Annotated in this window: 12 protein-coding genes; 8 read left to right on the top strand and 4 right to left on the bottom strand. The window is 64.9% G+C overall.

Annotated features, from left to right (window positions below):
- Window positions 1-7 precede the first annotated feature (7 nt).
- Window positions 8-367: a hypothetical protein gene (locus KIH78_RS05560; RefSeq protein WP_219131592.1), complete on the bottom strand. Its 360-nt coding sequence runs from the start codon at window positions 365-367 to the stop codon at window positions 8-10.
- A 130-nt stretch (window positions 368-497) separates the two neighbouring features.
- Window positions 498-1,643, bottom strand: coding sequence for a helix-turn-helix transcriptional regulator (locus KIH78_RS05555; RefSeq protein WP_338024119.1), 1,146 nt, complete (start codon window positions 1,641-1,643; stop codon window positions 498-500).
- Between the two features lie 241 nt (window positions 1,644-1,884).
- Between KIH78_RS05555 and KIH78_RS05550 the strand changes: the two genes are divergently transcribed.
- The gene (locus tag KIH78_RS05550) at window positions 1,885-2,616 is read left to right on the top strand and encodes a DUF4391 domain-containing protein (RefSeq protein ID WP_219131590.1); all 732 of its coding nucleotides are present in this window, start codon (window positions 1,885-1,887) and stop codon (window positions 2,614-2,616) included.
- Between the two features lie 38 nt (window positions 2,617-2,654).
- Here the strand turns inward: KIH78_RS05550 and KIH78_RS05545 are convergent, their stop codons facing one another.
- Complete coding sequence (locus KIH78_RS05545; RefSeq protein WP_420830125.1) at window positions 2,655-3,296, bottom strand: alpha/beta hydrolase; 642 nt, start codon at window positions 3,294-3,296, stop codon at window positions 2,655-2,657.
- Window positions 3,297-3,334: 38 nt separating this feature from the next.
- Window positions 3,335-4,183 (bottom strand): aldo/keto reductase, encoded by an 849-nt coding sequence (locus tag KIH78_RS05540; protein WP_214312891.1) that lies wholly within the window; start codon window positions 4,181-4,183, stop codon window positions 3,335-3,337.
- A 194-nt stretch (window positions 4,184-4,377) separates the two neighbouring features.
- On the opposite strand from KIH78_RS05540, the gene KIH78_RS05535 reads away from it, so the two are divergent.
- The 7 genes from KIH78_RS05535 to KIH78_RS05505 all read left to right on the top strand — a co-directional run bounded on the left by KIH78_RS05535 (window position 4,378) and on the right by KIH78_RS05505 (window position 11,812).
- Window positions 4,378-5,868, top strand: coding sequence for an SWIM zinc finger family protein (locus KIH78_RS05535; RefSeq protein WP_236034441.1), 1,491 nt, complete (start codon window positions 4,378-4,380; stop codon window positions 5,866-5,868).
- Window positions 5,865-6,833 carry a hypothetical protein gene (locus tag KIH78_RS05530; RefSeq protein ID WP_219131588.1) on the top strand — a complete coding sequence of 323 codons (969 nt, stop codon included), beginning with the start codon at window positions 5,865-5,867 and terminating at the stop codon, window positions 6,831-6,833. The genes KIH78_RS05535 and KIH78_RS05530 overlap by 4 nt, the downstream gene beginning before the upstream one ends.
- Window positions 6,834-6,971: 138 nt before the next feature.
- Entirely contained in the window at window positions 6,972-7,934 is a 963-nt protein-coding gene (gene pyrB / locus KIH78_RS05525; protein ID WP_219131634.1) for an aspartate carbamoyltransferase, read from the top strand.
- The gene (locus KIH78_RS05520) at window positions 7,934-8,368 is read left to right on the top strand and encodes an aspartate carbamoyltransferase regulatory subunit (protein ID WP_214312507.1); all 435 of its coding nucleotides are present in this window, start codon (window positions 7,934-7,936) and stop codon (window positions 8,366-8,368) included. Before pyrB ends, KIH78_RS05520 begins: the two co-directional genes overlap by 1 nt.
- A gap of 61 nt (window positions 8,369-8,429) precedes the next feature.
- Window positions 8,430-9,890 carry a dihydroorotase gene (locus tag KIH78_RS05515; protein WP_219131587.1) on the top strand — a complete coding sequence of 487 codons (1,461 nt, stop codon included), beginning with the start codon at window positions 8,430-8,432 and terminating at the stop codon, window positions 9,888-9,890.
- Between the two features lie 68 nt (window positions 9,891-9,958).
- On the top strand, window positions 9,959-10,906 hold the full coding sequence (gene pyrF / locus KIH78_RS05510; protein ID WP_219131586.1) for an orotidine-5'-phosphate decarboxylase: 948 nt from the start codon (window positions 9,959-9,961) through the stop codon (window positions 10,904-10,906).
- 75 nt (window positions 10,907-10,981) lie between these two features.
- Window positions 10,982-11,812: a dihydroorotate dehydrogenase electron transfer subunit gene (locus KIH78_RS05505; RefSeq protein WP_219131585.1), complete on the top strand. Its 831-nt coding sequence runs from the start codon at window positions 10,982-10,984 to the stop codon at window positions 11,810-11,812.

Genomic DNA, 11,812 nt, shown 5'->3' with positions numbered 1-11,812 from the left:
CATACGGTCACGTCATGCCGGGCAGCAGCGGCACGATATGGACGACGAAGCCGAACACCGCCAGCGGCGTCGCCGCGAGCACGGTCCCCGCGATGGCCAGGGCCATTCCCGAGCCGGCGGCGGATGGTGACGGAACGGCGCCGCGACGTGTCCGAACGATCTGCACTATGCAGGCCACCGACAGGCCGAGTGCCACGATGGACACGAGCGGGCACAGCCATACGGCCATCATGCCCGTCAGGAACAGTATGAACGCTCCCCGGCCGGTTCCGGGAACCCCCACGGTTCCCAGCACCGCCAGTATGAGCAGCAGCATCGCCATGCATGCGGCGACGAATGCGGGAATGGCCAGTTGGTTGCGCCTCATCGCGTCTCCTTGGTCTCGATCGATTCCGGAAGACGCACGGCCGATGCCGTGCGGTTCGTTCCATCGTGAACGCGATGTGTGGGGGAGCGCAAGGGCTCCGGAGGATTGTGGATAGAGCCCTCACGAATCTTCACATTTCGCCGGTGTCGTCCGTTGCGTCCGAACCGTCCGTCGCGTCCGTTGCGTGTGACGTGTCCGATGCGTCCGATGCGGCGTCGTCACCGGATTCTCCGCGATGATCGGAGTACAGTTCTTTGAGTTTCTTTCCTGTGGTACGCAGCATGGCGCGCAGATGTTCCGGAGCGAGCACCTCGATCTGCCCCGATTCCGCGTATTGCAATACCCACCAGAGCGTGGCCTGTTCCCCGGCCCGGATGTGCACGTCCCATACGTCGTCACCGATGCGCTCGACCTGTGCGTCCTCGAACCAGTCGTACAGGGGCTCGAGGTTTTTCTTGATCCGCAGATGGATGGGCACGGCCTTGCCTTTGACCGGGTAGGGGCGTTCATCCATGTGGCGTGCGATGTCGAACGGTTCGCCCGGAACGTCGCTGAAACTGTCAAGCGTGCGTTCGAGCGAATGGTCCTCGCCGCTGATGGAGAGGTCCCGGAACCGTTCCACATGCAGGTAGGAGAGGTCCTTGTACGGGCGCATGTGGCACACGAGATAATATTTGTTGTTCTTGTAGCGCAGGTCGTACGGGTCGGCGTGGTAGAGACGCATGCCGCCGTCACGACTGCGCCGGGGCACGAGGTTGCCGTCCATATCGTACGTGCAGTAGTGGAAGGTGATGGCGCGCTCGTGCGCGATGGCGTCGTTGAGCAGTTCGATGTTGTTGAGGAACTCCGTGTTGTAGTTCTTCGGGGTGTCCAACTGCGCCAGGCCGCGCAGCTGGCCGGACCGGCCTGCGAACGAGTAGATCTTCGCGACGAGGTCGCGCAGGTAGTCCCCGTCCGAACGGGACATGAGCGCTCCATCCGTGAGCAGACGCATCTGGGCCGTGTCGAACACCGGTTCGATGTACCAGCCCGGACGAGGGTCGGCGCTTTCCGCATGGGCGAGTTCATGGCGTTCGATGCGCCCGACTTTGCGGCCGAACGGGGTCATCGCCTCGAGGGTCTTCAGATGCGTGCGTACGGTCTTCTCGTTGACGCCGAGTTCGCCTGCGATCCATGCGGCACTGACGCCATGCTCACGATCGGTGTGGCGGTCGAGCAGCTCGAGGATTTCCACCACGGTCTGCGCGGTGGATTGCGTTCCCTGTCTGCCCGCCACACGTCGGTGGTCTCCGCTCAAGGCGTCGGTCATCGTCGGGCCCCCCTCTCGGCACGCAGTCCCGTCCGCCGTGGCATGGGGCGGACATACCTCTCCATGGTACGCGTGGGACGCCGTGGAAGGCAATGCGGTCCGATGCCGTGCGGTCGCACAGGCGTGGTGCGATATATGGTCGTCACGGATTCCGACGCGTCGGAATGCGGTAGGGTAACGGAAACGACGTGCCGTGAAAGGACGGTCGATGATGCCTGTTGCCGTTGCGCACTGCGGCCCCATATCCGCGCCGACATTGGGTCTGCCCGTCTCGATGGCGGTGCCGGAGACGAAGGGGACGCTGCCCAAGACGATGTTTCTGAGACTTCCCGTCTCCGCAAAACTCAGACAGCGGCTGCAGACCGAAATCGAATCGGTCACGATGCTCGCGATCATGAGACCGGACAACGCCGACGTCGCCGCGGGGAGCGGCAGGATTCCGGAGATTCTCGTCATCGGGCTGAAACTTACCGGACGGACCGAAACGGTGCCGGTCGAACTCGTCGAACTCATCTCGTCGATCCGCAGTCGGTCCGGCATCGTGTTCGCGTGCGTGCGCGACGTGCCGCACGAAGGAACGAATCGTGAGGAGTGTGCGCTCGCCGTCCGCCGTGCCGTGCCTGTCAAGCCGGGACGCCCCGCCGTCGCGAAGGTGTATGCGGGACGGTGGAAGCCGGCCGATGGGATGCGGCTGGAACGGAACGGCGACACGATGGACGCGTTGTGGGATTCGCTGTGCGCGCAGACGATTGTGGACGATGCGGACGGCACGGGCCTTGACGAACGCATCGCAAGGCGTGATCTGCTGGAACGGCTCGTCGCCGAGGAGGCGAAGCTCGTGAGGGACCATCAGCGCGCGAAGAACCCGGCCCAACGCAACGAGATCTACGCGCGTCTGCATAAGGTCCGGGCCCGTATCGCGCAGCTCGAGAGCTGTTGAGCTGCGCGATACGGGGCCTCAGGACCGGTGTTACGGTGTCAGTGGCCGACAGAACTGAGAAATGCGCGGATGTCGGCGATCTCCATGTCGCCGACGGCATGCCCCATCCCCGCGTATTCGCGCGATTCGAGACGACCGGTCGCATCGAGCACGCGGTGCGCCGCGCGCTGGTCGTCGAAGGGGATCGTATGGTCCTCGGAGCCGTAGAGCAGCAGGAAGCGCGTGTCGCCGGCGATCCCCGTACCGTCGGTCTTCTCCTCGCCCTTGAACGACGGGCTCATCAGAATCGCCGCGTCGAACACATGCGGATGCTCGCGCACGAGACGGTACGACAGGTATCCGCCCTGCGAGAAGCCGACGAGGATCTTCCGGCGCGTGGCGAACATCGGTGAATCGAGCAGCGAGACCACGGCGTCGCCAACGGCGGAGCACGCGGCGCGGCGCTCGTCGACGCCACAACCATCCGGATACCAGTAGGCGCCGCCCATGTAGGCTCGGTCGGTCGTGCCATGGAACGAGAGGTAGCTGGGACCCCGGCCGGTTCCTGCGTACACGGCGTCGATGATGCGGATCATCTCGTGCTCGTCGTTGCCATACCCATGGAACATGACGAACAACCGGTCGTCGGACCGGTCTCCGTCATGCGGGTCGTTCACCTGACAGACCATCTTCAGCCGCATGGACATCATCCTTTCCTTCCGGGGCCAGGGGCTCCCGGTCAGTCCTCCTCGTGCCAGTGCGGATCCTGCGCGAAGGAACGGCCTTCGGGATTGTCCATGGCGGCGAAGTCCTTCATGTCCTGCTCATCGAGCGTGAAACCGGTCAGATCGAGGTTGGCGCGCTGGCGCTCGCGGTTCATCGACTTCGGGATGGCCACGTCGCCGAGCTGGACATGCCAGCGCAGGATGGCGGCCACGGGGGAGACGCCGTGCTTGGCGGCGATGCGTGTGACGGTCGGGTCCTTGAGCATCTGGTTGGCGCGGCCGAGTGGGCTCCATGCCTCGGTGATGATGCCGTGGGCGTCGTCGTAGGCGCGCTGTTCGGTCTGTTGGAAGTACGGGTGCAGCTCGATCTGGTTGACCGACGGGGTAACGCCGGTGGCGCGGATGAGCAGGTCGATGTGGCCGGGCAGGAAGTTGCTCACGCCGATATGCTTCACGATGCCCTGCTTCTGGGCGTCGACGAGCGCCTGCCATGCCTCCACGAACCGGCCCTGCGAAGGGTTCGGCCAGTGGATGAGATACAGGTCGATGTAGTCGAGGCCCATGCGTGCCACTGACTCCTCGATGGCGATGCGCGCCTGATCGTACTGATGGTGGCGGCCGGGCAGCTTCGAAGCGACGATGATGTCCTCGCGTGGTACGGCGGATTCGCGGATCGCCTTGCCGACCACGCCCTCGTTCTCGTAGTTGAACGCCGAATCGAGCAGCCGGTATCCGACCTCGAGCGCCGAGCTGATGGCCTCGACGCCGGCGAAGCCGTTCACTTTGTATGTGCCGAAGCCGATGGCCGGCAGTTCCAGCCCGTCATGCGCGCGACGCGTGGGAATGGCCGGTGGTTCGAGCAATGCAGCCATGGTGGGTCCTCCGTTGGTGTGAATGGAGTTGTATCGTCGATTCTGATTCTAGGACCCGTATGATGCGCGTCGGGTGCGCATCCTCGTTGGGCGAACGCCGCGACACGCCGAAGCGGTGCGGATACCGGTAGATATGTACCGGCATGCGGATTGCGCCTGATGATGTCTTCCAAGGAGGTGCGGTCATGGAACAACTGAATGATGGATACCACAGCCTATTCAATGGGAAGGTGTTCGATCGCGGGCAGGCGTATTACGACGCCGGCAAGGTCGATGCGCCAATGGAGATCGCCGAAGGGCTGTGGCATGCCGTGGTGCGAGGCGAGGAGGAGTATCAGGTCGACGTGCGGCTGCGCCACGGCAAGGTGGTCTCCGCCGCATGTACATGCCCGTATGCCCAAAGGGTCACCTACTGCAAGCATGTGGCCGGCGTGCTGATCGCCATGGACGAGCGTTCAAGGCCCGGTACGCTTCCGACGTCCGCTGCCTCGCCCCTCGTGGGCATGTATGCCATTGAGACGTTCCCCGCGTGGCGCGGCTTCGGGGAGACTGAATGGCGTATGGTCCGGAGTCTTCTGGAACGGCTGTTTTGCCTTTCGGATCTGGGCAAACTGCTGCTTCATGACGAACTGACGATACTGGGCGACCTCGCCCATGCGGAGAAGGACGATATCCCCACGGGGGAGAGCGCGCATGACCGGGAGGTGCGTCGCCGCAAGGCCAGACGTGCCCATGATAATGATTTCGAGCCACGCTCACACACCATGGCCGAGGAGCATGCGTCGACAAGACGCAGGCGAGACAAGGATTGGGAAGCCGATGTGGCATTGGCGAACATGCGTCTCATGGTGCCGTTCGTCAGACCGGCCAGATTGGACGAACTGCCGCATACCTGGATGACGTTCCTGGAGGCCGCCTACGAGCATTTGAAAGACGTCGAAGGACTGCGACGGCTGTATGCGTACTACATCCTCATCGCCCAGACCTATCCGGAGGCGGTCTACGTGGAACGGCTCCGGTACATCAGCGGTGAGCATTGGGAGGAAGACCGGGATCTGATCGTCTCCCTGTGCGAGAAGCAGCGCCGCGGTCTGATGTGGCCGGCGGTGAACCCGGCCTACGAACGTCTGCTGCGTGAGGATCGATTGGCCGATGCCGCGATGAAATACACAAGGTTGAAATCCCCGGACGTGATGGTGCGTATGCTCGACGTCATCGCATTGGACCCGCAGCACGCGCAGGAGGCGTTGCGGCGTCTGTGCGAGGTGCTTCAGGACCCGGATTCGGTGCTGTATGAATCCGACGATGCGCGGTCCGCGAAGCGTGTGGGACGGTGGATCCGCAAGATCGAGGCGGTCTACGGCTTCGAACAAGCCGCCGCATGCAGCGAGGACATCATCAGCATGTTCCCGCATCGTTCGGAGCTGCGGGCCGAACTATCCGAATACCTTAGGACCGTTGATGAGCGTACGCGAGATTCCACATCGGACGAGGGGACATCGGACGCGAATCATCCGGATGAAACCGAAGCGGACGGAACAATGATGAACGAAACGACGGCGGATGAGGCCGCACCGGTCGACGGTGCGTCGGATGACGGAGCACCGGATGAGACGGCGGGTGCGGGCGAAGGCCAATCGGATGAGATGCCGCGACAGGAGGAACCGGAACGATGAACGACATCGAACAGCGGAACGGGACGGACGGTCCGGCCATCATAGGCGACGGTTCGGCGGGCCGCGAGCTTTACGCATACATCTATGACCATTTCGGAGGGCATGCGTTCACCCGCGACGAGACGACCGACTACAGCATGATCACCGACGTGCAGGGCTGGGAGTGGATACGAGCCTTCATGGAGCGTCTGCTCGCCATGGACGACCTCGAAAGGGCCGTGACCGTGGACAACGCGCGCCACGCCGACCGGCTGTTCCAATACTGCGGATGCGGCGGCGACGATGAACGGGCCGTCCCACGGGTGCTGAACCCGCCAAGCATCTGCTGGACCTGGCTGGAAGCCGCGTACGAACGATTGGGCGATGCGGACGGGCTGCGACGCCTGTACTCGTATCGCATCATCACCAGCAGGGACGACGGGCGCATCGGGACGGAGGAGTCCAATCGCGCCGTGAGGAGACTGATCCGCTCGCTGCGCGAACTCGCAGGAGACGAGTGGTCCGACTGCGTGCGGCGCATCGTCGACCTGCAGCAGCGTTACCACGGCGACCCCATGGTCCACGGGAGGAACCCCGCATACGAGATGCTCCTGAAACAGGAGAGGCTCGGCGAGGCCGCATGGGAGTACTGCCGGTCGAGAAACCGCGATCTGCGAGCCGACGCGGTCATCGACGAACTGTTCGCCGTCATGGCGGAATCTGATGCCGAACAGGCGTGCGCACTGCTGCTGGAACCGTTGCATGACGCCGATTCCCCGCTCATGCGCGCGGACACGCAGGAACACATTGAACGTATCTGCACCGTATTGCGTCGCCTGGCCGATTCACTCGGTCCGGACAGGATGCGGACCGAGACGGATCTGCTACTGCGGCGCTACAGGCGCCGCAAGGCGCTGCGTGAGGCGTTGGAACGGTTGCTCCGTGAATACGACGGGCGGCAGATGGTGAATATGAACGAACGGTGACGCGCGGGCGACGGATGGGTGCGTCGCGCGTCGGCGAAATGGTCTATAGTCGGATAGGTCACGTTAGTGGCCACCTTATCCGCTTCAACGCACGAAAGGTGAGCCGTGTCAACTCCACAAGAGCCGGCGGAGACGCCGATGATCGGTAAGAGCGTCATCTCCCTCGACGACCTCTCCATCCCCCAGATCCAAGACCTGCTGCACAAGGCGCAATACATCGATTCCCATCGCAGGGAAGTGGCGCACGCGTGCGACGGCAGGGTGCTCGCCACGTTGTTCTACGAGCCGTCCACCCGCACCCGTCTGAGCTTCGAGACCGCGATGCTGCGTCTCGGCGGCAAGGTCATCGGCTTCGCCGGCGCGCAGCTCGCCTCCGTCACCAAGGGCGAGTCCATCGCCGACACCCTGAAGACCGTCTCCAACTACGTCGACGTCGTCGCCATCCGCCATCCGAAGGAAGGCGCGGCCCTCGTCGCCTCCCGTGCCGCGAGCGTACCCGTCATCAATGCGGGCGACGGCGGCCACATGCACCCGACGCAGACGCTCGCCGACCTCGCGACCCTCCAGTCCCGCTTCGGCCGCGTCACCAACCTGACCGTCGGCCTGTGCGGCGACCTCATGTTCGGCCGCACCGTGCATTCGCTCATCGAGACGCTGTGTCGCTTCGGCAACGTGAACTTCGTGCTCATCAGCCCCGACGAGCTCAAGACCCCGCAGTATGTGCTCGACCGCATCGACGCCACCCCGTCCTGCTCCTACGTGGAGGTCAAGGACCTTGTCTCCGTGATCGGCGACCTCGACGTGCTGTACATGACCCGCGTGCAGAAGGAACGATTCTTCAACGAGGACGACTACCTGCGTCTTCGTGACACCTACATCCTCGACGAGGACAAGCTCTCCCACGCCAAGAAGGACATGGCCGTGCTGCACCCGCTGCCGCGCGTCAACGAGATCGCCGTGGAGGTCGATGACGATCCGCGCGCCGCCTACTTCGAACAGGTGAAGAACGGCATGCTCATGCGCATGGCGCTCGAAAGCACCGTGATGGGCGACGAACTGCCCGGATACGAACCGTTCGAGACCAAGGAGGTCCAGGCCTGATGGAAGTCACCAGCATCGTCAACGGCATCATCATCGACCACGTGCCGGCGGGCACCGCGCTCAAGGTGCTCGACTACCTCAAGATCGATCCGGCGAAGACCAAGCTCGCCCTCATCATGAACACCGACAGCCACCTCTACGGCTCGAAGGACATCATCAAGATCGAGGACCGTGACGGCGAGGAGAACCCGCGCATCGACCTCGACGTGCTCGGCCTCGTGGCCCGCACCGCGACCGTTGGCATCGTACGCGGCGGCCACATCGTCGAGAAGAAGACCCCGACGCTGCCCGAGCACGTCGTCAACATCCTCACCTGCCGCAACCCGCGCTGCGTGACCACCACCGAACGCGGCATCGACCAGATGTTCCACCTGACGCACTCCGAGCGCCAGGAGTACCGCTGCGACTACTGCGACGAGGAAGCCAAGCTGTGAACCCGTCGTCCCGGGGCCGGCGGAGCCGCCCTGGGACGATTCGTAGCCCCAAGGAGAGCCAATGCTTACGCTGCGCAACATCAAGGTGTGGGACACCGACGAGATCATCGACTTGAAGGTGCCCACGGACGGGACGCTGTTCGAGGACGGCGCGCGAGGCGCCGACGGCTCGGCGACGGCCGACGACATCGAGATCGACGCCACCGGACTGACCCTCGCGCCGGGATTCGCCGACCCGCACGTCCACTTTCGCGACCCCGGCCAGACCTACAAGGAGTCGATGGTCTCCGGTTGCGCGGCGGCGGCCTCCGGCGGCTACACCGACGTGCTCATCATGCCGAACACCGTGCCCGCCGTGGACGGCGAACGAATCTCCGACCCGGCCGCTCCGGGCGCGAAGGAGGTGCTCGACGCCGGCTATGACACCGTCATCGACTACCTCCAGCACTACGGGACCGTCCACGGCGTGAACCTGCCGGTACGCTACGACCTGTGCGTGTGCGCGTCCAAGGGTCGTGCTGGCCACGAAGCCACGGATCTCGCGAAGTGGCGCCGGTACATGCCCGGCGTCGACGACGAGACGAAGGATGCCGGCCAGCTCGACCACCCCGTCACCGCAATCAGCGACGACGGTTCGGCCGTCACTCCCGAGACCCTCGACGATGTGCTCGCGCTGGCCAAGGCGAGCGGATTGACACTGATCGAGCACTGCGAACACCACGACACCGGCGCCGTCAACGAGGGCCCCGTCTCCCGCGAACTCGGCGTGCCGGGCATCCCCGAGGACACCGAGCTCAAGGTCGTCGCGCGCGACATCGCCAAGGCCCGCGAGACCGGAGTCCACATCCACTTCCAGCACGTGAGCACCGCGATTTCCTTCGAAGCGATCCGCGCAGCCAAGGCCGAAGGCCTGCCGATCACCTGCGAGACCGCGCCCCACTACCTCGCGCTGAGCGATGAGGCGCTGCTCGAATACGGCACTCTCGCCAAGATGAACCCGCCGCTTCGTTCGGAGGCCGACCGCAAGTCCACCATCGCGGCCATCGCCGACGGCACTGTCGACCTCCTCGCCACCGACCATGCGCCGCACACGATGGAGGAGAAGGAACGCGGCTTCCTCGAAGCCCCCAACGGCATCATCGGCCTCGAATGCGCATACGGCGTATGCCACTCGCGTCTCGTCGACGGCGGCTTCATCTCCGACAAGCGCCTCATCGAGCTGATGAGCGTCGAGCCGATGCGGCTGATGGGCCACGAGCCCACCGACGTCAACGCCCTGCTCGACCGCGAGACCGACGCCTCCCGTGAACCGGACGCCAAGCGTGTGCTCGACCTCTCGGCCGTACGCGACGAGACCGCCGACGGCATCGGCCTGGTCGTGCTCGACACGGCCGCCGAATGGACCGTCGACCCGGAGGCGTTCCATTCGAAGGCGCGCAACACCCCATTCGGCGGATGGAAGGTCACCGGCCGTCCGCTCGCCACCATCATCGGCCGCAACCTCGCGTTCAGCCGAATCTGACCGCAACCGCGACCGAACCCGTCCGAGGACGGAACCGATCCGGAAACGACTCCCAGGAGGAAACAACCATGGACCGTCTCATCGACGCGATTGAGGCGACGCAGAACCCCAGCGTCGTCGGGCTTGACCCCACCGAGGCGCTCGTGCCGCCGCAGGTCGTCGCGAGCTTCGCCGAGGAGGTGCGCGACTCCGTCGACACCCCCGAAGAGGTGCCCGCCGCGCAGCTCGCCGTCGCCTTCTACGAGTTCAACCGCACCATCATCGATGCGGTCGCCGGCATCGTGCCCGCCGTCAAGCCGCAGATCGCCATGTACGAGGCGCTCGGCCCCGCCGGCGTCGACGTGTACACGATGACCTGCGAATACGCGGCCCAGCAGGGACTGTACGTGCTCGCCGACGCCAAGCGCGGCGACATCGGCTCAACCGCCGCCGCCTACGCGCGCATGCTCACCGGAGTCGAAGGCCACGACCCGTGGCATGTGGACGCCGTGACCGTCAACCCGTACCTCGGCACCGACGGTATCACCCCGTTCGTCGACGCCGCCAAGCAGACCGACAAGGACCTGTTCGTGCTGGTGCGCACCTCCAACCCGTCCTCGAGCGAGCTGCAGATGCTCGACCTGGCCGACGGATCCAAGGTGTACGAGCACGTCGCCGACCTCGTCGAAGGCTGGGGTGCCGACACGATCGGAAGCCACGGCTACTCGCGCGTGGGCGCGGTCGTCGGCGCCACCCATCCCGAGGAGGGCAAGGCGCTGCGTGCACGTATGCCGCACACCTTCTTCCTCGTGCCCGGCTACGGTGCACAGGGCGGCACCGCCGCCGACGTGCGAGGCATGTTCGACAAGGACGGATCCGGCGCCATCGTCAACTCCTCACGCGGCATCATCGGCGCGTGGAGGAAGCATGGCGGCTACGCCGAATCCATGTCCGCCGACGATGCACTCGCCCTCGTCTTCGACAGCGCCCGCGACGCCGCCATCGCCATGCGCGACGACCTGCGCGCCGTGCTGTAGGCCGTCCGGAGCCTCCGATCCGTCTCCCGACACCTCCGATTCATCCCTCACCCGAACCATCCTTCGACAAGGAGCATGATGACCGCCACCTTCACCCCGACCTATGACGTGGTGGACGAGGCCGTCGCGGCCGGGTACTTCCCGCCGCGCCACCCCGTCGAGATCACCCGCGTCGAGACGCTTGCCGACCGCGTGACGCGCCTCACCTTCCGTGATCCCTACATCGCGAAGCACGCCCGTCCCGCCCAGTTCGTGAACCTGTTCACCAACGATCCGCTGATGCCGATGCCACGCCCGTTCGGCGTCAGCGAGGTCCACGACGACGAGGTGAGCGTGATCTTCGCCGTCGTCGGCAAAGGCACCGCCGAATTCGCCGGCCTCGAACCCGGCGACCCGCTGCAGGTGCTCGGCCCGCTCGGACGTCCGTTCAACACCAAGCAGGCCGCCCATTACGTGCTCGTGGCCGGCGGCCTCGGCGTGCCGCCGCTCATCTATACCGCCCAGTGCCTCGCCGAGGATCCGGCGATGAGGACCACCGCCGTGTTCGGCTATCGAGATGAGCATTTCGCCGACCGGTTCGTCGCACCGTTCGCGGACTCCACCGTAAGCATCGACGAGTCCGACGGCAACGTCATCACGCTGCTCGACCGTCTCGAGGCATCCGGAAACCTCCATGCCGAAGGGCTGGAGACCATGATTCTCTCCTGTGGTCCGCTGCCGATGATGAAGGCCGTCGCCGCATGGGCCGCCAAGCGGGGCCTCGCCTGCCAGCTGAGCATGGAGCAGCGCATGGGCTGCGGCTACGGCACCTGCGTGCTGTGCACCGTCGACACCGTCGACGGCCGACTCAAGGTGTGCGCCGACGGACCGGTGTTCACCCGCGAACAGCTCGGATGGGGGGAGTGA

It is taken from the genome of Bifidobacterium saguinibicoloris (assembly GCF_019331725.1).
GTDB lineage: Bacteria > Actinomycetota > Actinomycetes > Actinomycetales > Bifidobacteriaceae > Bifidobacterium > Bifidobacterium saguinibicoloris.
Note: the sequence above shows the minus strand (reverse complement) of the source record. Positions and strands in the feature narration are given on the sequence as shown.